Source organism: Rossellomorea marisflavi (assembly GCF_009806575.1).
In the GTDB taxonomy this organism is placed as follows: Bacteria; Bacillota; Bacilli; order Bacillales; family Bacillaceae_B; genus Rossellomorea; species Rossellomorea marisflavi_A.
Map to the genome: position 1 here is coordinate 1,926,901 of NZ_CP047095.1, position 19,132 is coordinate 1,946,032.

At 47.7% G+C, this 19,132-nt stretch carries 24 protein-coding genes; all 24 read left to right on the forward strand.

The annotated features are described in order from the left end of the window. The first annotated feature begins 49 nt into the window (after positions 1-49). The 24 genes from xerC (at position 50) to fliQ (ending at position 19,129) form a co-directional block, all read left to right on the forward strand. Positions 50-943 (forward strand): tyrosine recombinase XerC, encoded by an 894-nt coding sequence (gene xerC, locus D5E69_RS10085; protein ID WP_048004062.1) that lies wholly within the window; start codon positions 50-52, stop codon positions 941-943. A gap of 20 nt (positions 944-963) precedes the next feature. Beyond that, positions 964-1,506, forward strand: a complete 543-nt coding sequence (gene hslV, locus D5E69_RS10090; RefSeq protein WP_048015611.1) for an ATP-dependent protease subunit HslV — start codon at positions 964-966, stop codon at positions 1,504-1,506. Between the two features lie 37 nt (positions 1,507-1,543). Further along, the gene (gene hslU / locus D5E69_RS10095) at positions 1,544-2,953 is read left to right on the forward strand and encodes an ATP-dependent protease ATPase subunit HslU (RefSeq protein WP_048015551.1); all 1,410 of its coding nucleotides are present in this window, start codon (positions 1,544-1,546) and stop codon (positions 2,951-2,953) included. Between the two features lie 93 nt (positions 2,954-3,046). Next, positions 3,047-3,826 (forward strand): GTP-sensing pleiotropic transcriptional regulator CodY, encoded by a 780-nt coding sequence (codY, locus tag D5E69_RS10100; protein WP_048004060.1) that lies wholly within the window; start codon positions 3,047-3,049, stop codon positions 3,824-3,826. A 581-nt stretch (positions 3,827-4,407) separates the two neighbouring features. Then, positions 4,408-4,797 carry a flagellar basal body rod protein FlgB gene (gene flgB / locus D5E69_RS10105; RefSeq protein ID WP_048013074.1) on the forward strand — a complete coding sequence of 130 codons (390 nt, stop codon included), beginning with the start codon at positions 4,408-4,410 and terminating at the stop codon, positions 4,795-4,797. Between the two features lie 2 nt (positions 4,798-4,799). Then, complete coding sequence (flgC, locus tag D5E69_RS10110) at positions 4,800-5,255, forward strand: flagellar basal body rod protein FlgC (RefSeq protein WP_048004058.1); 456 nt, start codon at positions 4,800-4,802, stop codon at positions 5,253-5,255. Positions 5,256-5,308: 53 nt separating this feature from the next. Beyond that, positions 5,309-5,569, forward strand: coding sequence for a flagellar hook-basal body complex protein FliE (gene fliE, locus D5E69_RS10115; protein WP_048004520.1), 261 nt, complete (start codon positions 5,309-5,311; stop codon positions 5,567-5,569). 30 nt (positions 5,570-5,599) lie between these two features. Beyond that, positions 5,600-7,195, forward strand: coding sequence for a flagellar basal-body MS-ring/collar protein FliF (gene fliF / locus D5E69_RS10120; RefSeq protein WP_159129612.1), 1,596 nt, complete (start codon positions 5,600-5,602; stop codon positions 7,193-7,195). Positions 7,196-7,205: 10 nt separating this feature from the next. Continuing rightward, positions 7,206-8,216 carry a flagellar motor switch protein FliG gene (fliG, locus tag D5E69_RS10125; protein WP_048004056.1) on the forward strand — a complete coding sequence of 337 codons (1,011 nt, stop codon included), beginning with the start codon at positions 7,206-7,208 and terminating at the stop codon, positions 8,214-8,216. After that, a complete protein-coding gene (gene fliH / locus D5E69_RS10130; RefSeq protein ID WP_159129613.1) occupies positions 8,209-8,943 on the forward strand; it encodes a flagellar assembly protein FliH in 735 nt (244 codons plus the stop codon). Before fliG ends, fliH begins: the two co-directional genes overlap by 8 nt. Continuing rightward, positions 8,940-10,259: a flagellar protein export ATPase FliI gene (gene fliI, locus D5E69_RS10135; protein ID WP_048004054.1), complete on the forward strand. Its 1,320-nt coding sequence runs from the start codon at positions 8,940-8,942 to the stop codon at positions 10,257-10,259. Before fliH ends, fliI begins: the two co-directional genes overlap by 4 nt. A gap of 4 nt (positions 10,260-10,263) precedes the next feature. Next, on the forward strand, positions 10,264-10,710 hold the full coding sequence (gene fliJ, locus D5E69_RS10140) for a flagellar export protein FliJ (protein ID WP_048004053.1): 447 nt from the start codon (positions 10,264-10,266) through the stop codon (positions 10,708-10,710). A 7-nt stretch (positions 10,711-10,717) separates the two neighbouring features. Continuing rightward, the gene (locus tag D5E69_RS10145) at positions 10,718-11,308 is read left to right on the forward strand and encodes a MotE family protein (protein ID WP_048004052.1); all 591 of its coding nucleotides are present in this window, start codon (positions 10,718-10,720) and stop codon (positions 11,306-11,308) included. Continuing rightward, the gene (locus D5E69_RS10150) at positions 11,305-12,471 is read left to right on the forward strand and encodes a flagellar hook-length control protein FliK (protein ID WP_159129614.1); all 1,167 of its coding nucleotides are present in this window, start codon (positions 11,305-11,307) and stop codon (positions 12,469-12,471) included. The genes D5E69_RS10145 and D5E69_RS10150 overlap by 4 nt, the downstream gene beginning before the upstream one ends. Further along, positions 12,468-13,103 (forward strand): flagellar hook assembly protein FlgD, encoded by a 636-nt coding sequence (flgD, locus tag D5E69_RS10155; protein ID WP_048004050.1) that lies wholly within the window; start codon positions 12,468-12,470, stop codon positions 13,101-13,103. Before D5E69_RS10150 ends, flgD begins: the two co-directional genes overlap by 4 nt. Positions 13,104-13,130: 27 nt before the next feature. Beyond that, positions 13,131-14,357: a flagellar hook protein FlgE gene (locus D5E69_RS10160; RefSeq protein ID WP_148795017.1), complete on the forward strand. Its 1,227-nt coding sequence runs from the start codon at positions 13,131-13,133 to the stop codon at positions 14,355-14,357. A gap of 49 nt (positions 14,358-14,406) precedes the next feature. Continuing rightward, positions 14,407-14,628, forward strand: coding sequence for a flagellar FlbD family protein (locus tag D5E69_RS10165; protein WP_048004048.1), 222 nt, complete (start codon positions 14,407-14,409; stop codon positions 14,626-14,628). Continuing rightward, entirely contained in the window at positions 14,615-15,043 is a 429-nt protein-coding gene (gene fliL / locus D5E69_RS10170; RefSeq protein WP_048004047.1) for a flagellar basal body-associated protein FliL, read from the forward strand. Before D5E69_RS10165 ends, fliL begins: the two co-directional genes overlap by 14 nt. 36 nt (positions 15,044-15,079) lie before the next feature. Beyond that, a complete protein-coding gene (gene fliM / locus D5E69_RS10175; RefSeq protein WP_048004046.1) occupies positions 15,080-16,075 on the forward strand; it encodes a flagellar motor switch protein FliM in 996 nt (331 codons plus the stop codon). After that, positions 16,068-17,177, forward strand: a complete 1,110-nt coding sequence (gene fliY / locus D5E69_RS10180) for a flagellar motor switch phosphatase FliY (RefSeq protein WP_159129615.1) — start codon at positions 16,068-16,070, stop codon at positions 17,175-17,177. Before fliM ends, fliY begins: the two co-directional genes overlap by 8 nt. 24 nt (positions 17,178-17,201) lie before the next feature. After that, positions 17,202-17,564, forward strand: coding sequence for a response regulator (locus tag D5E69_RS10185; RefSeq protein WP_048004044.1), 363 nt, complete (start codon positions 17,202-17,204; stop codon positions 17,562-17,564). A 24-nt stretch (positions 17,565-17,588) separates the two neighbouring features. Then, entirely contained in the window at positions 17,589-18,188 is a 600-nt protein-coding gene (locus D5E69_RS10190; RefSeq protein WP_159129616.1) for a flagellar biosynthetic protein FliO, read from the forward strand. Next, positions 18,181-18,846: a flagellar type III secretion system pore protein FliP gene (gene fliP / locus D5E69_RS10195; RefSeq protein ID WP_048013079.1), complete on the forward strand. Its 666-nt coding sequence runs from the start codon at positions 18,181-18,183 to the stop codon at positions 18,844-18,846. Before D5E69_RS10190 ends, fliP begins: the two co-directional genes overlap by 8 nt. Positions 18,847-18,859: 13 nt before the next feature. Further along, positions 18,860-19,129: a flagellar biosynthesis protein FliQ gene (gene fliQ, locus D5E69_RS10200; protein WP_048004042.1), complete on the forward strand. Its 270-nt coding sequence runs from the start codon at positions 18,860-18,862 to the stop codon at positions 19,127-19,129. Positions 19,130-19,132 lie beyond the last annotated feature (3 nt).

Genomic DNA, 19,132 nt, shown 5'->3' on the forward strand with positions numbered 1-19,132 from the left:
CCCAGGGGGTTGTGTTACTATTTAGTAGCCCTTGTGAGGTGTTTAACGAATGAATGAAGAACGTTCACTACAATCCTTTATCGATTATCTGAAAATAGAGAAGCATTATTCTTCTTATACATTTGAACATTATCGTCATGATATTGAAGAGTTTTACGTATTTATGAAAGAACAGGGTTTAGGTTCTTTGAAAGATGTCGAGTATTCTGATGCAAGGCTGTTTTTGACCAAACTCCATGATCAAGGTTTGAAAAGAGCTTCTGTCGCGAGGAAAGTATCGAGCATAAGAAGCTTTTATCGTTTCCTGAACAGGGAAGCCCGTGTCCTTGAGAACCCTTTTTCTTATGTGAATCTTCCGAAGCGGGAGCAGAGGCTGCCGAAGTTTTTTTATGAAGAAGAAATACAAGCACTCCTTGATGCCTGTGGGGATTCCACTCCCCTCGAGATCAGGAACAGGGCACTATTCGAGCTGCTGTACGCAACCGGCATGAGGGTAAGTGAATGCTCGGGTCTTACGTTGGATGATCTGGATTTCTCCCTATCGATCCTGCTGGTCCGGGGAAAAGGTGGCAAGGAGAGGTACGTACCGTTCGGGAGTTTTGCCCATGATGCACTGGAGGAATACATAAACCGATCGAGGACGTCTTTGGCCAATCATGCGTCAGAGAAACACCTCTTCCTGAATCATCGGGGAGGTCCGTTGACGCAAAGGGGGATCAGGCTGATCCTGACCAAGCTGATCGACAAAGCCTCCCTGACCAGAAAGATTCACCCTCATATGCTCAGGCACACATTCGCCACGCATCTATTGAATAACGGGGCGGACCTGAGGGCCGTGCAGGATCTCCTTGGGCACGCCTCTCTTTCTTCCACCCAGGTGTATACGCATGTATCGAAAGACCAATTGAGGAAGTCATACCTCGCGCATCATCCACGTGCATAATGGAGAAGGGAATGAGTAGGATGGAACAATTTCATGCAACAACGATATTCGCCGTTCAACATAACGGTCAGTGTGCCATGAGCGGTGACGGTCAGGTGACATTCGGTAATTCGGTCGTCATGAAACATACGGCCAGGAAAGTAAGGAAGCTTTTCAATGGCAAGGTTCTTGCAGGATTCGCCGGATCGGTTGCCGATGCCTTCACACTTTCCGAAATGTTTGAAGGGAAGCTCCAGGAATTCAACGGGAATCTACCGAGGGCTGCCGTCGAGCTTGCGAAGCAATGGAGAAGCGACAAAATCCTGAGAAAGCTTGAAGCCATGCTTATCGTGATGGACCAGGACCACCTTTTGTTGATTTCGGGTACCGGGGAAGTCATCGAACCGGATGACGGAATCCTTGCTATCGGCTCAGGGGGCAATTATGCCCTTTCTGCGGGACGCGCATTGAAGCAATATGCCGGTGAGCACCTGACGGCAAAGGAAATTGCCCGGTCATCCCTGAATATTGCAGCTGAAATTTGCGTTTATACGAATAGTCAAATCATTGTTGAAGAGCTTTGATATAGATTCCCGTATGGGGCAAAGGAGTGTGTAGAGAATGAAGAATTCGGAACATTTAACGCCGAGGCAGATCGTTGAGCGTCTCGATCAATTCATCATCGGTCAAAAGGATGCCAAGAGGGCTGTAGCAGTCGCTCTTCGCAACAGATACCGGAGAAGTCTTCTCTCAGATGAGTTGCGGGACGAAGTGATCCCGAAGAATATCCTGATGATGGGTCCTACGGGAGTCGGGAAAACCGAGATAGCCAGAAGGATCGCGAAGCTGGTGCGTGCACCGTTTGTTAAGGTGGAAGCAACGAAATTCACTGAAGTTGGTTATGTAGGACGAGATGTCGAATCGATGGTCAGGGACCTGGTGGAAACATCGGTGCGTCTTGTGAAGGAAGAGAAGATGGCGGGTGTGCAAGAGGCCGCTAGAAAAAATGCCGATCAGCGTCTCGTCGAACTGGTCGTTCCTTCAAAGAAAAAGTCCTCATCCTATAAAAACCCTTTCGAAATGATCTTCGGAGGGAATCAAACCCAATCTTCTGATGATGATCAGGATAAGCAGGAAGAAATGTCCCTCCAGGAAAAAAGGAAGGTCATTGAGGAAAAGCTTCGCAACGGTGAACTGGAAGAAGAGTTCGTTACCATCGAGGTGGAAGAGCAGCAGGCATCGATGTTCGATATGCTGCAAGGGTCCGGAATGGAACAGATGGGGATGAATATGCAGGATGCCTTGAGCAATCTTGTACCTAAAAAGAAAAAGAAGAGGAAGCTCAAGGTGAAGGAAGCCCGTGCCGTCCTGACGAGTGAAGAGGCCCAAAAGCTGATCGACATGGATGAAGTGACGCAGGATGCCGTCCTCAGGGCAGAGCAGTCCGGGATCATTTTCATCGATGAGATCGACAAGATCGCGAGCAAGAGTTCCGGTCAGTCGTCAGCCGATGTGTCGAGGGAGGGTGTACAGCGTGATATCCTGCCGATCGTCGAGGGTTCCACAATCGTAACCAAGTATGGTTCCGTGAAAACGGATCACGTCCTGTTCATCGCAGCCGGTGCTTTCCATATGAGCAAACCGTCTGACCTCATTCCGGAACTTCAGGGGCGTTTCCCGATCAGAGTCGAGCTTCAGAAGCTGTCCACGGATGACTTCGTGAAGATTCTGGTTGAACCTGATAATGCGATCATCAAGCAATATATTGCGTTACTGGAAACAGAAGGTATACAAATCGAATTTTCTGACGATGCTATTCGTAGACTCGCCGAAATCGCCTATGACGTGAACCAGGAAACAGATAACATCGGTGCAAGAAGGCTCCATACCATCATGGAGAAACTACTTGAAGATCTATCGTTCGAAGCGCCAGATATATCGATGGGAACCGTTTCAATCACTCCGGGCTATGTCGACGAAAAACTGAAGGCCATCGCAAAAGATAAGGATCTTAGCCAATTTATTCTATAAGTTTTTTTTAGATTGAATATGGGTAAAGAACCATGAATTCATCCCAATATATATTGAAGAAGAAACACTTTAGCCGTAGTAGGAGGAAATCGTATGAATTTACTAGCGAAAACAAGAACCATTAATGCCATGCTGCAAAATGCAGCAGGTAAACCAGTTAACTTCAAGGAAATGTCCGAAACATTGAGCCAGGTCATCGAAGCGAATGTCTTCGTTGTAAGCAGAAGAGGGAAGCTTCTAGGCTATGCAATCAATCAACAGATTGAAAATGAGCGTATGAAACAGATGCTCGCAGATCGACAATTCCCTGAAGAGTACACGCAAAATCTTTTCAATGTACAGGAAACATCTCCAAACCTTGATGTGAATAGTGAGTACACTGCGTTCCCTGTAGAGAACAAAGAACTATTCAACAGCGGCTTGACCACAATCGTTCCGATTATCGGTGGTGGAGAGCGACTGGGAACCCTTATCCTTGCCCGCCTCGAAGCTTCATTCGAAGATGATGACCTCATCCTCGGTGAATATGGTGCAACGGTCGTTGGAATGGAGATCCTTCGTGAAAAAGCGGATGAGATCGAAGTCGAAGCACGTAGTAAAGCGGTTGTTCAAATGGCAATCAGCTCCCTATCGTACAGTGAGCTTGAAGCAATTGAACATATCTTCGAAGAACTTGACGGAAACGAAGGATTGCTCGTGGCATCCAAGATTGCTGACCGTGTAGGGATCACCCGTTCAGTGATTGTCAACGCTCTGCGTAAGCTTGAAAGTGCCGGCGTTATTGAGTCACGCTCCCTAGGTATGAAAGGGACGTACATTAAAGTGCTAAACAATAAATTCCTTGTTGAATTGGATAAGCTCCGCACCAACTAATAGTGGAACCCCTTCATCGTTATCCGGTGATGGGGTTTTTTTGCGTTGTGAAAATCACTATATATGCTTAGAAAACTTTTTCGGGAATTTGTCAGGAATATGACCATTATGACAGCCTTCATTCAGCTTCCACCCCGTAAATCCCTTCAGAGAACGATAAACAAATATCCAAAAATAAAACAAAAGTACTATGTGAGGTGAATCTTAAGCCCTTGTTAAACATTTGTTGAATAGTACAATTAAATTAATTCCAAGAACGACGGCATTCGACGGAAATAGGCGATGATTTACAATTATTACAATAAGTAAATGGGCATTCAATGTCACAAAACCGGATGAAATAAGGGGTGAGGGATCTTTTATATTCTTTTAGCCCAGATTCGCTTGTTCAGCAGGTTGGCAACAAAAGGTTTTTGTATAGTCTATAAGTCATATTTTTTTCAATTATCGACAAAGTTCTATCATTTTTACGGAAATTTCATAGACACTACCTGTACGAAACATTACAATAAATACTGTTGCATGATAAATATGTCAAACTAAGTAGTAATTTGTAAAATAACTAGTTAGAGGTGGATATAGTGAACATTTTTTCCAATACATTTTCAGTTCTTGAACGAGGTCTTGACTATGCTTCGCTGAATCAACGGACCATATCACAAAATATAGCCAACGTGGATACCCCGAATTATAAAGCGAAAAAAGCAGAGTTCAGTCAGGTGCTTCAGGATTCCATGAATGCGCTGGAAGCAACCAGGACGGACTCAAGGCACTTCGCCTTTCACTCACAGCCCTCTAGCAGTCGAATTTCAATCAAACAACCCAATGAATACAATCATAACGGGAATGGGGTCGACTTGGATCAGGAAATGTCAGACCTTGCTTCCAATCAAATCTATTATAATGCCGTAACAGATAGACTGAGCGGTAAATTCAACAGCCTCCAGTCAGTCATTAAAGGAGGGAAATAAGTATGACCATCTTTGCAGGAATGAATACCACGGCGTCGGCCCTTACCGCACAGCGGCTTAGGATGGACACGATCTCGTCCAATATGGCCAATGTGGATACAACGAGGGGGAGGCTGGTTGACGGCGTGTGGCAACCCTATACGCGCAAGAGCGTCGTGATGGAAAGTAAAGGCGGAGGGTTCACTTCATTCTTGAACCAGGCAATGGGCAAAACTGATTCCCCTGGGAGCGGTGTTCAGGTCTCTAGGATAGAAGAAGATACCCAAACGCCCTATAAGATGCAGTATGACCCGGAAAATCCGGATGCCGATGCTGAAGGATACGTAAGGCTGCCGAATGTAGATCCTTTGCGTGAAATGGTCGATCTCATTTCGGCTACTCGTTCCTATGAGGCGAATGTGACGGTGTTCAATGCCAATAAATCCATGCTGTCAAAAGCACTTGAAATAGGCAAATAAGGGAGGGGAAGCACTTGGCGATCTCAGGAGTCAATTCTGTACAAGGCGGTATGATGATACCGTCAGTCAAGATAAATGAAACGAAAACCGGAGAAGCGGGGTTTGGCAAGTTACTGAAGGATACGATCGATGAAGTAAACAAGAGCCAGCTTCAATCCGATGAAATGACAAAAAAACTGGTGATGGGGGAAAATGTGGATCTGCATTCCGTCATGATTGCATCCCAAAAAGCAAGCATCACCATGCAGACTACCATGGAAGTGAGAAACAAAGTGATTGAAGCCTATCAGGAAATCATGAGAATGCCAATGTAAGTCGTTTGGCACTAGTACCGGAGGATTGTAATGAATGAATCGCTTACGAAATATAAAGATCAGATAAAAACGTTTTGGGTCAGTCGTTCCCGAAAACAAAAAGCCGGAATGGGGATCGGTTTACTGCTCATCCTCATCTTGATTGCCATCATCAGTTTCTTTGCAACCAGAACAGATCTTGTGCCTTTATACAGTAATCTTTCCGTATCGGAAACAGGGACGATCAAGGAAAACCTCGATGGACGGGGGATCACTTCGGAAATTTCCGACGGTGGAACGACGATCATGGTCCCGAAGGAACAGGTGGATACATTGAAGGTGGAGCTTGCCGCGGAAGGCATCCCGAATTCAGGAAGCATCGATTATTCCTTCTTTAGTCAAAACGCCGGATTCGGTATGACGGATAATGAATTCAATGTATTGAAGCTGGATGCCATGCAGACCGAACTGGCAGATCTTATGAAGAGCATCGACGGCGTGAAAGATGCAAAGGTCATGATCAACATGCCGGCCGAGCAGGTATTCGTGAGCGATGAGAATCAGCAGGGCTCTGCGTCCATCGTATTGAATACCAATCCGGGATTCACAATGGACCAGAGACAGATCAAATCCCTTTATCACCTGGTTTCCAAAAGTGTACCTAAGCTTCCTACGGATAATATCGTGATCATGAATCAAAATTTCGAGTACTTCGATCTTGATTCACAAAATGCAGGAAGCAGCGCAGTGGCTGGGCAAATGGAGATCAAAAAGGAAGTGGAGCGTGATCTTCAGCGACAGGTCCAAAATATGCTTGGAACGATGATCGGCTTCAATAAGGTCGTCGTGTCCGTTACAACTGATATTGACTTTACCCAGGAAAATAGGGAGGAAAACCTCGTAACTCCTGTAGATGAGGAAAATATGGAAGGAATTGCAGTCAGTGCACAGCGGATCAATGAAACATACTCCGGTGAAGGTGCGGCCGACGGGGGTACACCTGGTGCAGGTGACGGCAATGAACCGACAAACAGCGGTATCACATATGGATCAGGCAGTGCGTCAAATGGTGACTACGAAAAAATGGAAGAAACCATTAATAACGAAGTGAACAGAATCAAGAAAGAAATCACAGAGAGTCCATATAAGGTAAGGGATATCGGAATACAGGTCATGGTCGAACCACCAGAGCCAGACAACTTGAATTCACTTCCGCAATCAAGGGTTGACGATATTCAGCAGGTTCTGTCAACGATCATCCGTACGTCCATCGACAAAGATGAAGTTCCCGATCTGACCGATCAGGAACTGAGTGATAAGGTCGTCGTGTCTGTACAGCCTTTCAACGGCAAGGTGGAGTTGAACGACGAGAAAACCACCGGCCTGCCTTGGTGGATCTATGCAGTCGGAGGGGTGCTGCTACTTGTGATCATCCTCCTCGTCATCATGATCGTTCGCTCAAGGAAAAAAGAAGAAGAAGTGGAAGAGCTTTTCGTGGAAGAGAAATTGGAACAGGCTCCCATCCCGGATATTGAACCGAAACAGGAAACAGAGGCCACCATCAGGAGGAAGCAGCTTGAAAAGATGGCCAAAGACAAACCTGAAGAATTTGCAAAATTACTGCGCACGTGGTTAGCGGAAGAATAGGGGGATCGGAATGAGAAGAGAAAAAGGACTAACAGGTAAGCAAAAGGCAGCGATTCTCCTGATCTCCCTTGGGCCGGATGTATCGGCATCGGTGTACAAGCATCTTTCAGAAGAAGAAATTGAAAAGCTCACCCTTGAGATCTCCGGTGTGAAAAAGGTGGAGACGGAGGCGAAGGAAGGGATTTTGGAAGAGTTTCATCACATTGCCATGGCCCAGGATTATATTTCACAGGGCGGTATAGGTTATGCGAAGACCGTTTTAGAAAAGGCATTGGGAGCCGATCAAGCAACAGCCATCATAAATCGTTTAACGTCTTCCCTTCAGGTTCGACCATTCGATTTTGCCCGCAAAGCCGATGCAGCCCAAATCCTGAATTTTATTCAGAATGAGCATCCTCAAACGATTGCGCTCATACTTTCCTATCTTGATCCGCAACAGGCAGGACAAATCCTTTCTGAACTTCCTCAAGAGGTCCAAGCGGATATTGCGCGCAGGATCGCCTTGATGGATGGCACCTCTCCTGAAGTGATCAGTGAAGTCGAAGCCATCCTTGAGAAGAAGCTGTCAGCCACCGTCACACAGGATTATACGCAGACAGGCGGAGTAGAGGCGGTAGTTGAAGTGCTGAACGGGGTAGATCGTTCCACGGAAAAAACGATTCTCGACTCGCTGGAAATACAAGATCCCGAGTTGGCTGAAGAAATCAAGAAGCGGATGTTCGTCTTTGAGGATATCGTGACCCTTGACAGCCGCTCCATCCAACGCGTCATACGGGATTGTGAGAATGAAGACCTGCTCCTTGCCCTTAAAGTCTCGGCTGATGACGTCAAGAATGTCGTATTCAAGAATATGTCGAGCCGCATGGTCGAAACGATCAAAGAAGAGATGGAATTCATGGGGCCGGTCCGCTTGAAAGACGTAGAAGAAGCCCAATCAAGGATCGTGTCCATTATCAGACGACTCGAAGACTCGGGAGAAATCATCATCGCCAGAGGCGGGGGAGACGATATCATTGTCTAAGATCATCAAAAATGCCGCCGAGCACGGCAGCAAGATCATCGAACCCAGAAAGATCCTCTCGCGCGTGGGTGATACACCAGACCACGGCGCAGATACTGATGCCCTTCTGGAGAATGCAAGAATGGAAGCGGATCTTCTCCTTGACGATGCACGGCGTGAACACCAACGGATCCAGGGATCGATTCAAACGGCCAGGAGAGAGTGGGAAAAGGAAAGGGAACGCCTCATGGAAGAAGCTTACAATGAAGGCTATTTGCTGGGGGAACAGGAAGGAAAACAAGCTGGTTACAATGCTTATACCGGAATCATCGACGAAGCGAACCGGATTGTCGAGCACAACCGAGAAAACTATTACTCTTACATTGAGCGTGCAGAGAAGGTCATCCTGTCCCTTGGTGTCAAGTGTGCTGGGACAATCATCCATCAGGAACTCGAAGATGAAGAGCGTTTCATCCCCTTCCTTCAGAGAGGACTCAAGGAAGTCAGGGATCTGCCGGAAGTGCGGATCCATATCCACCCATCCAGGCACCCCCTTCTTATGGAGCATAAAAGTGAACTGGAAGCGATGTTCCCCGCAGAAGTGCAATTATTCGTCTATGCGAACGATGATCTCGATCCTATGGAGTGTTACATGGAAACAAAGCAGGGTAGAATCGTCCTTTCCGTCGATTCCCAGCTTGAGGAATTGAAAAGGAAGCTTCTTGAGCGGATGGAGGAGGAAGGATGAAAGCGAGTGAACTTCTGGATTTCATCCCCAAGACCCCCACATTCAAAAAATACGGAAAAGTCCATCGCGTAGTAGGCCTGATGATTGAATCCCAAGGACCTGAGAGCTCTGTGGGTGAAGTGTGCCATATCCATATGAAAAGCAGGGGGAAAGAGAAAATCATTCCTGCAGAAGTGGTCGGATTCAATGGGGACCTGGTCATTTTGATGCCGTATACGAGTATGCAGGACATCGCTCCGGGCAGCCTGGTGGAAGCCACGGAAAAACCGCTTGAGATCAAAGTCGGACCGTCATTGATCGGGAAGGTCATCGACTCCCTTGGAAATCCCCTTGACGGCAGTTCCCTTCCATATGGACTTAGTTCTGTCCACACGGAAAAAGAATCCCCAAATCCACTGTCACGTCCTCCGATTGATGAAGTCATGGAGGTCGGTGTGAAGGCGATCGACAGTATGCTCACAGTTGGCAAGGGGCAGAGAATCGGTATATTTGCAGGGAGCGGGGTCGGAAAAAGTACCCTGCTCGGAATGATTGCCAGGAATACGAAAGCCGACCTGAACGTCATCGCCCTTGTGGGGGAACGTGGCAGAGAGGTGAGGGAATTCATTGAGAGAGACCTTGGCGAGGAAGGACTGAAGCGGACGATCGTGGTTGCCGCAACGTCAGATCAGCCAGCTCTTAAAAGGATCAAAGGAGCTTTTACCGCCACGGCCATCGCTGAATACTTCCGTGACAAGGGAATGAATGTGATGCTGATGATGGACTCTGCTACAAGGGTGGCGATGGCACAGCGTGAAATCGGTCTTGCTGTAGGCGAGCCACCCACCACGAAAGGGTATACTCCGTCCGTATTCGCCATCCTTCCAAAACTTTTGGAACGGACCGGAACCAATACAAATGGAAGCATCACAGCTTTTTACACCGTGCTGGTGGATGGGGATGATCTCAACGAACCGATTTCCGACACGGTGCGTGGAATTTTGGACGGCCATATCGTCCTGGATCGGGATATTGCCAATAGAGGGCAGTACCCGGCTATCAATCTTCTGAAAAGTGTCAGCCGATTGATGAATCATCTTGCGGATCCTGAGCACAAACAAGCTGCAACCCGGATCCGCGAACTTCTCAGTACGTATTTGAAATCGGAAGACCTGATTCAGATCGGAGCATACAAAAAGGGTTCTTCTCGGGAAGTGGATGAAGCCATCGACTATTATCCGGCCATCATTTCTTATTTGAAACAGGATGTCATGGAAAAGCGCTCTTTCAAGGAAAGTGTAGAAGAGCTAATACAGCTGGCGGAAACGGGTGAATGAAAGCATGAACTATGAATATCGATTCGAGCGGATCCTTACCTTAAAGGAGCAGGAAAAAGAAGAGATGCAAGAACAGTACAAATCCAGTGTGTCAAAATTCCAAGAAGCTGCGGAACAATTATATGAGGCGCTGAAGAAGAAAGAGACCCTGGAGGCCATGCAGGTTGAGAAGCTTTCTACCGGGTTATCGATCCTCGATATCAGGCATCATCAGCAGTTCATCACGAATCTCGAGAAGACCATTTCTTACTTTCAGAACCTTGTGGTACAGGCAAGAAACAGGATGAACTGGTTTGAAGAGAAAATGATCGAGATGAATATCGAAGTAAAGAAGTATGAAAGGTTGAAAGAAAAGGATTTTAAAGCCTTTCTTGGAAACCTTCAGGCGGAAGAAAACAAGCAGTTGGATGAAGTTTCCGTAACCCAGTACATGAAGCAGGAAGTCAGGTGACGAAAAAATGGCTAAATCAAACGAAATCGACGGCCCTCAGCCTCACGGGCGATTCCAAAAATTCGTATTCATCGTCCTGATCCCGATCCTGTTCATCATTGTCGTCACGCTGGTGGTTTTGACGGCAACAGGAACAAACGTATTCGAAAAAGCACAATCCCTCGGAATCAGCATCCCGTTTACCGACGATAAGGAACCGGCGTCCGCTGATACCGAGAAAGAAAACACGGATGCCCTCAAGGCGGTCATAGAAGATCAAAAAGCCGAAATTGCTCAGCTGAGCTCTTCTCTTGAGCAAAAAACAAAAGAAGTGGACGGGTTGAATGCATCCATGGAGCAACAGTCTTCCGAAATGGAGGAACTCCGTCAAACCGGCGACGAAAGTAAGCGTTCCTTCAAAGAGATCATCTCGACCTATGAAGCGATGTCGGCAAAGAATGCAGCCCCTGTCATCCTGAATATGAAAGATGACGATGCCGTCAAGATTCTGTCGAGCATCAAGCCGGCGACATTGGCGTCCATCCTTGAAAAAATGCCCCCGGCTGATGCAGCCAAGTACACGGGCATGATCACGGCGGAAGAAGGAGGAGACCGATGATGCAGATCAATCCACTGATGAACCAGCTGGGTGCCCTGTCCTCGTCCTCCCAAGCGCAAGGAGAGACGGCAGCAGGAGAAGGGGCAATCTTCACTTCTCAGCTTCTGGGCTTTCTCGGACAAATACAGGAGGGCGGAATGATGCCCGATGCAGCAGAGAAGCCTTCGCTCCTGAAGAGTCTTCAACTGCTTCTTCAGACAGACAGCCTGTCAAGTCTCGCAATCTCCGAAGAAGAGGTAGAGGCACAGTCAGGGCATGAAGAGATCACCATGGAGGACATGGCAGAGATTCTTGGAATCGATGTGGAGACTCTCCAGGCCTATCATGCTGATCTGTTGAAAGAGATGCATGTCATGCCTGGAAAGATTGAACCCCCTGATGATCTTCGAGAGCTCGTTGCCGGGATCCTTCAGCTTTCAAAGGAGCTGCCGACAGAAATGAAGTCGCAGCCGCTTGAGCAGGCGGTCAAGCTGATCAGGGCAATGGAACTTTTAAGTGCCGCGGGCAAATCCGAGTGGAACAGCACTTATGAGTCGATCCAGATTAAAGAGGCCCTTAAAGAACTTCTGGTCAGGATGGAAGGGTCCGGGCAAGGGACAAGTCGGAAAGAATCCGAATTGAAGGCCGGGAATCAGGTGGAAAAGATGGTACGTGAGGTTCCATCTGGTGTGAATGCATTCCAACCATCCACTTCTGTCCAAGGCACAGCCACAATGAAAGCAAGTCTTTTCCTGAAACCTGAACAGCCTGAAAGCTTTGTCCAGCAGTTTCAGAACCTTTTGGGCAAGTCCCAGTTTTCATCGATGGGTTCGATGAGCAAATTGTTCATCAAGCTTTATCCTGAACATCTGGGTTCCGTGAGGATCGAGCTCCTTCAGCAAAACGGTGTGATGACCGCAAAGATCATGGCATCATCTGCATCGGCCAAGGAGATGCTCGATTCCCATCTGCAGGGATTGAAGCAGGCTTTTCACTCTCAGAATATCCAGGTGGATAAAATCGAACTGTCACAGAGTCTGAGCGATCCTGAAAGAGCCTTCAGGGGACAATCACAACAGCAGTCCAAAGAACACGGACAGAAACAGGACGGACAGGAGAGGGAACCAGATTCAGATACGGATTTCAAAGAGTTACTCATAAAGAATGAACAGGTGATAACATGACGAAAATCGATCCCGGTTTACTTTACTCGAATCTTCAACCGGAGAAGCGTTCAGGCGCAAATGATATTCTCGGCAAGGATGACTTTCTTAAAATCCTGATGACCCAGCTTCAGAATCAGGATCCCATGAACCCTATGCAGGACAAAGATTTTATCGCACAGATGGCTACATTCTCGTCCTTGGAGCAGATGACCAATCTGAATAAGACGATGGAAGGTTTTGTTGAAGCGGAAGCACAGAGCCGTTTGATTTCATACAATTCATTCGTCGGGAAGCAGGTCACCTGGCACAAGCTGTCTGGTGAAGGAGAGGATGCTGCCATCGAGCAGGGGGAAGGGATCATCAAGGGAGTGCGTTTCAAGAACCAATCGGTTGAATTCATCATGGAAGACGATAGTATCCTGACGCCGGCCAATATCTCACAGGTGAACCAGACTGCACCCGGTGATACCACTCTCGTAAATGCCACGATGCTGATCGGTAAATTGGTATCCTGGCAAGAAGGGGAAGAGGTCAAGCAAGGAGTGGTCCAGTCCGTTTCCAAGAAGGATTCGGCCATTTGGATCCATTTGGCCTCTGGAGAAAAGATCAAGTCAGGCGATTTGACGGCAATCGAGACGCCTAAAGCCTAAAAGAGAATAAGAGAGGGGAAATAAAACATGTTACGTTCTATGTACTCAGGTATCAGTGGAATGAAAAATTTCCAGACGAAACTGGATGTAATCGGTAATAACATCGCCAATGTCAATACGTTCGGGTTCAAAAAAGGCAGGGTCACCTTCCAGGATCTCATGAGCCAGACCGTTTCCGGTGCCAGCCGTGCCACAATTGACCGCGGGGGTCAGAATGCGAAGCAGGTTGGTCTTGGGAGTTCACTTGCAACCATTGACTCGATCCAGACCCAAGGAAGCCTTCAAACGACGGCAAGGGACCTCGATGTGGCTGTATCCGGTGACGGATTCTTCGTAGTCAAGACAGGGAACAACACCATGTATACCCGTTCCGGGAATTTCTATCTTGATTCCAACGGTAGCCTGGTCACGGCTCAGGGTAACCTCGTACAAGGGTATCCCGTCAATGCTCAGGGTGTCGTAAACCGCAGCGCAGCAACTGATATCAAGGTGGATACCAATGCAACGATGGCTCCTCAAGCATCCTCACTTGCCACGTATAACGGTAATTTAAAAGCAAGTGCCGCACAAGGAACCGAAGTCGAAGTGGAAACCAAGGTAAAGGATTCACTTGGAAAAGACGTATCTTTGAATATCAAAATGACGAAGACAGGGACGAATAATCAATGGGATGTGGTCATTTCTAGCACTACACCGGGTGTGACCGTGGCAACGGGTACTACAAGGACTTTCACATTCGATAACCAGGGAAAGCTGACGAATCCGACATCTTCCAACATCTCCCTCACCAATACGACCGGAGCGAATCCAACCCAGGCTATCGAGCTCGACTTCTCCAAAATCACCCAGTTCGATAGCTCTTCGTCTGCCAACACCGACACGGTGGATGGAAATGCAGAAGGGTACCTGGAAAGCTTCAATATCGGGTCATCGGGAGAAGTGAACGGCGTATTCTCGAACGGGGAAGTAAGGGTTCTGAGTCAGCTCGCGGTTGCGACATTCTCGAATCCGGGAGGACTGATGAAAGCAGGGGGCAATCTATTCCAGGCTTCGAATAACTCCGGGCTTCCGAATACAGGGGTACCCGGGGATGGTCGCGGGTTGCTTCAGGCAGGTTCATTGGAAATGTCCAATGTAGACCTTTCTGAAGAATTCACCGAAATGATCACGGCACAGCGTGGATTCCAGGCAAATACAAGAATCATCACCACTTCGGATGAAATCCTTCAGGAACTCGTGAACCTGAAACGATAATCATCTGACAGAAGGAGGGAAGGGCTGAGGTTTCCCTTGGCCCGATAACATGATTACGTTAACTAGGTTGAACGGCAAAGCGCTCACAATCAATGCATTATACATTGAAACCATCGAATCTTTTCCGGATACAGCCATCCTTCTCACCAATGGAAGAAGGTATGTGGTCAAAGAGTCGGTGATGGAGGTGCAAGCCCTCTCAACAGAATTTTATCGACGTGTCCAGCTCCTCGGGAGTGGGCTCAAGGGAGGGATGAATGATGAAGAATAAAGCCGTCGCCATCACCATGATCATGGTCGTCACTTTCGTCCTTTTAGGGGCGGTAGGCTGGGTGGTCGTAAAACAGATGTCACCGAAAGCGGAAGCCAAAGAGCCGAGCATCGAAGAGGTGCTCTCTTATTCGGTGGATGTACCGGAGATGACGACCAATCTGTCGAGCAATGATTTCATTCGCATCTCGTTCAAGATCCAGACGGATGGAAAGAAAGCAAAAGAGGAATTACAGCAGCGGGACTTCATGGTGAACAATATCATCATCGAGGAGCTTTCTGAGCTGAATGCAACCGATTTGAAAGGCAAGAAAGGCAAAGAACTGATCGAAACAACCATTCGTAAAAGAGTCGACTCCCTTATGCAGGAAGGATCCGTCGAAAAAGTCTATATCACATCGATGATGATCCAATAGGGACACCTGTTTTGATTGGTAGGGAGGTGAATGAATTTGGCCAATGAAATCTTATCACAAAGTGAAATCGATGCCCTCCTCTCCGCGATCAATACCGGGGAAATGAGTGCAGATGATTTTAAAAAGGAAGAAGAAGAGCGGAAAGTAAAGGTCTACGATTTCAAACGGGCTCTCCGGTTTTCGAAGGACCAGATCAGAAGCTTAACAAGGATCCACGAAAACTTCGCCCGCATCCTGACCACTTACTTCTCAGCTCAGCTAAGGACCTACGTCCACATCAATGTCGCATCGGCCGATCAGATTCCTTATGAGGAGTTCATTCGATCCGTACCTAAAATGACGATATTGAATGTGTATGAACTGCCTCCACTCGATGGCCGTATCTTGATCGAAATCAATCCCAATATCGCCTACTCCATGATGGACCGCGTCATGGGCGGTAAAGGAGTCTCGATCAACAAGGTGGAAAATCTCACGGAAATCGAAACGACTATCATGAGTCAGCTCTTCGAAAAAGCATTCGAAAGTTTGAGGGAAGCCTGGAGTACCGTCGTGGATGTTGATCCGGTTTTCGATGAGTTCGAAGTGAATCCTCAGTTCCTCCAGATGGTCTCTCCGAATGAAACCGTGGTGGTCATTTCGTTGAACACGACGATTGCAGAAACGAGCGGGATGATCAATATCTGCATCCCCCATGTCGTCCTCGAGCCGATCCTGCCGAAGCTGTCAGGAAGCTACTGGATGGAGAGCAAGCGGAAGGAGAGCAGTTCGACAGAAGTGACCCATCTACGCGAGGGCGTCAAGAAAGCGAAGGTACCGGTTGTCGCCCAGCTTGGGAAAACAGAGGTCACCATAGAGGACTTCCTAACCATGGGGGTCGGGGATGTCATCGATCTAGGAACCGGTATAGGAGATCCCTTGACCGTCTGCGTCGGGAATGTGCCGAAATTCATTGCACAACCTGGCCGGTCCAAGAAGAAACTGGCTGTACAAATTTTGGAAACAGTGAAAGGGGGAGACGGTGATGAGTGACATGCTATCACAGGACGAAATTGATGCGTTGCTAAGGGGCTCTGCCGAATCCGATGAAACGAATGAAAAACCTGAGATCCGGACGGATGATCACATCTCTTCAGTAGAAGTCGATGCATTGGGGGAAATCGGGAACATATCCTTTGGAAGTTCAGCTACGGCATTATCCACTCTGTTGAATCAAAAAGTGGAAATCACAACCCCGCAGGTATCGATCGTTGACCGTAACCTGCTTGAGGAAGAATTCCCGCATCCATATGTTGCGATTCAAGTACAGTACACGGAAGGATTCTCTGGCGCCAATCTTCTCGTCATCAGACAGTCCGATGCATCCATCATCGCGGATCTGATGCTTGGCGGTGATGGCATTTCCCCGTCACAGGACCTTGGAGAGATCCAACTGAGTGCGGTGCAGGAGGCGATGAACCAGATGATGGGTTCTGCTGCCACGTCCATGTCGACGGTGTTTCGGAAAAAGGTGGATATTTCACCACCTTCCATCAATCTCATGTTTATCCCTAAAGGGGAAGGAAAAGAAAATCTTCCTGAGGAAGACCTGCTGGTCAAGGTATCGTTTGCCCTGAAGATCGGGGAACTGATCGATTCGAGCATCATGCAGCTCCTGCCATTGAAATTCGCCAAAAGTCTGGTGGATGAGCTTATGGCTCCCGAAGAAGTGGACATACATATTCCCCCTGTACAAATGGAGGAACCGTATCAGGCCGAAAGAGAAGTGGCGGCATCCCATACAGTGGAAGCGCCGAGGGTGGAGGAACCGAGTGTGAACGTGCAGCCTGCAGCATTTGCAGACTTCGAGTCACCGCAGCTCGGAGCCCATGAGGCCAAGAATCTGAATATGCTCTTGGATATTCCGCTGCAGGTGACGGTCGAGCTCGGAAGGACGAACCGGTCCGTCAAGGAAATCCTTGAGCTGTCCTCAGGTTCCATCATCGAGCTGGATAAGCTCGCAGGGGAACCGGTTGATATCCTCGTCAATAGCCAGCTTATGGCAAAGGGCGAGGTCGTAGTCATCGATGAGAACTTCGGCGTGAGGATCACCGATATCGTCAGTCAAAGCGATCGTCTAAAACGATTAAAGTAAATAGAATGATGGAGGTAGACCAGAATGGCTAATAAAATACTGATTGTAGATGATGCAGCATTCATGCGAATGATGATCAAGGATATTTTAACGAAAAATGGTTTTGATGTAGTAGGGGAAGCGGCAGACGGATCCCAGGCAGTGGATAAGTATAAAGAATTGAAGCCTGATTTGGTGACGATGGATATCACCATGCCTGAAAAAGATGGCATCGCAGCGTTGAAAGAAATCAAGGCAAGCGATCCAGGGGCGAAAATCATCATGTGTTCAGCCATGGGACAACAGGCAATGGTCATCGACGCCATCCAGGCGGGAGCAAAGGACTTCATCGTGAAACCATTCCAGGCAGACCGCGTAATCGAAGCCATTCAAAAAGCATTAAGCTAAAGGATTTAAGAAGGTGTGCATGCAGTGAGAAAACTAATACTAACCCTTTGCATCATGATGGCCCTGGTGGCCATCTGGGGGCAAACGGCCTATGCGGTGGAGGACAGCACGAAATTTTGCATCGAGAATCCGGATAAATGCAATCAATCCGATGAAACACCCGTCAATTTGGCAGGCGATACGTCTGTTACATTTATGGACTATGTAAAAATGGTCGGTGCCTTGCTGTTTGTCATCGCTTTGATATATGGCCTTTTGAAGTTCATCAATCAAAAGGGCAGATCGTATCAGCAATCAAAATTGATCCATAACCTCGGGGGTACCACCCTGGGAGGAAATCGTTCCGTACAGCTCATAAAAGTGGGGGATGAGATCCTCGTGGTCGGGGTCGGTGAAAATATCCAGTTGTTGAAAGAGGTAGAGGATCCCTCTCAAAAGGAGAAAATCCTCTCTTTTTATGAAGATAAACCGGTCTCTCCCGTCAATTGGGTGTCAAAATTCACGAACCAGAAAGGGACAGGATCGTTTCAATCCCATCTGAAAGAGCAGCTGGAAGAAATGAAGCGGGGACGCAAGACGACGCTTGGGGAATGGAAGAAGAAGAGGGATCAGTCAGATGAATGAATTCATGGAGTTCTTCAATACCAGTTCAGCAGATAATGTCTCCACAAGCGTCAAACTTCTCTTATTGTTTACGGTGCTGTCCCTTGCACCGAGCATTCTGATCCTCATGACGTGTTTCACCAGGATCATTATTGTTCTTTCCTTTGTCAGGACGTCGCTTGCGACCCAGCAGATGCCTCCGAATCAGGTATTGATCGGTCTTTCGCTTTTCTTGACGTTCTTCATCATGGCCCCGACGTTCCAGCAGGTGAATGAAGATGCCTTGACGCCATTATTTAATGAAGAGATCAACTTGGAGCAGGCATATGACCGGGCCTCGGTGCCGTTCAAGGAATTCATGAGCAGTCACACACGGCAAAAGGATTTGGAGTTGTTCTTGAATTACTCAGGTGCTGAACAACCTGAGTCGATTGAAGACATTCCTCTTACATCCTTGGTACCGGCTTTCGCCCTGAGTGAAATCAAGACCGCCTTCCAGATCGGGTTCATGATCTTCATACCATTTCTGGTGATCGATATGGTGGTAGCGAGCATCCTTATGTCCATGGGTATGATGATGCTTCCACCGGTGATGATCTCCCTTCCGTTCAAGATCCTCCTGTTCGTACTTGTTGACGGGTGGTATCTGGTAGTGAAATCGCTCCTACAAAGTTTTTAAGAAGGTGAAGTAATTGAGTGTAGAATCCGTAATTTCCTTGGCAGAAAGAGGGATTTATACGACTTTGATCGTCTCTGGACCACTGCTGTTATTGGCACTGGTCGTGGGGCTGATCGTGAGTATTTTCCAAGCAACGACACAGATCCAGGAGCAGACACTTGCCTTCATCCCGAAGATTGTGGCCGTGCTCATCGGGATCATCTTTTTCGGCCCTTGGATGCTGACGAAGATGTTGACCTACACATCTCAGATATTTTCAGATTTAACCAGGTTCGTAGGCTAAGGG

Bases quoted from the DNA above. Each gene is read 5' to 3' on its own strand.
- codY (WP_048004060.1), top strand. From the start codon at position 3,047: ATGAATTTACTAGCGAAAACAAGAACCATTAATGCCATGCTGCAAAAT.
- flgD (WP_048004050.1), top strand. From the start codon at position 12,468: ATGACGAAAATCGATCCCGGTTTACTTTACTCGAATCTTCAACCGGAG.
- fliL (WP_048004047.1), top strand. From the start codon at position 14,615: ATGATGAAGAATAAAGCCGTCGCCATCACCATGATCATGGTCGTCACT.
- D5E69_RS10160 (WP_148795017.1), top strand. From the start codon at position 13,131: ATGTTACGTTCTATGTACTCAGGTATCAGTGGAATGAAAAATTTCCAG.
- fliI (WP_048004054.1), top strand. From the start codon at position 8,940: ATGAAAGCGAGTGAACTTCTGGATTTCATCCCCAAGACCCCCACATTC.
- D5E69_RS10165 (WP_048004048.1), top strand. From the start codon at position 14,407: ATGATTACGTTAACTAGGTTGAACGGCAAAGCGCTCACAATCAATGCA.
- xerC (WP_048004062.1), top strand. From the start codon at position 50: ATGAATGAAGAACGTTCACTACAATCCTTTATCGATTATCTGAAAATA.
- fliJ (WP_048004053.1), top strand. From the start codon at position 10,264: ATGAACTATGAATATCGATTCGAGCGGATCCTTACCTTAAAGGAGCAG.
- flgC (WP_048004058.1), top strand. From the start codon at position 4,800: ATGACCATCTTTGCAGGAATGAATACCACGGCGTCGGCCCTTACCGCA.
- fliP (WP_048013079.1), top strand. From the start codon at position 18,181: ATGAATGAATTCATGGAGTTCTTCAATACCAGTTCAGCAGATAATGTC.
- hslU (WP_048015551.1), top strand. From the start codon at position 1,544: ATGAAGAATTCGGAACATTTAACGCCGAGGCAGATCGTTGAGCGTCTC.
- hslV (WP_048015611.1), top strand. From the start codon at position 964: ATGGAACAATTTCATGCAACAACGATATTCGCCGTTCAACATAACGGT.
- fliF (WP_159129612.1), top strand. From the start codon at position 5,600: ATGAATGAATCGCTTACGAAATATAAAGATCAGATAAAAACGTTTTGG.
- fliY (WP_159129615.1), top strand. From the start codon at position 16,068: ATGAGTGACATGCTATCACAGGACGAAATTGATGCGTTGCTAAGGGGC.
- D5E69_RS10150 (WP_159129614.1), top strand. From the start codon at position 11,305: ATGATGCAGATCAATCCACTGATGAACCAGCTGGGTGCCCTGTCCTCG.
- fliE (WP_048004520.1), top strand. From the start codon at position 5,309: ATGATACCGTCAGTCAAGATAAATGAAACGAAAACCGGAGAAGCGGGG.
- D5E69_RS10145 (WP_048004052.1), top strand. From the start codon at position 10,718: ATGGCTAAATCAAACGAAATCGACGGCCCTCAGCCTCACGGGCGATTC.
- fliG (WP_048004056.1), top strand. From the start codon at position 7,206: ATGAGAAGAGAAAAAGGACTAACAGGTAAGCAAAAGGCAGCGATTCTC.
- D5E69_RS10185 (WP_048004044.1), top strand. From the start codon at position 17,202: ATGGCTAATAAAATACTGATTGTAGATGATGCAGCATTCATGCGAATG.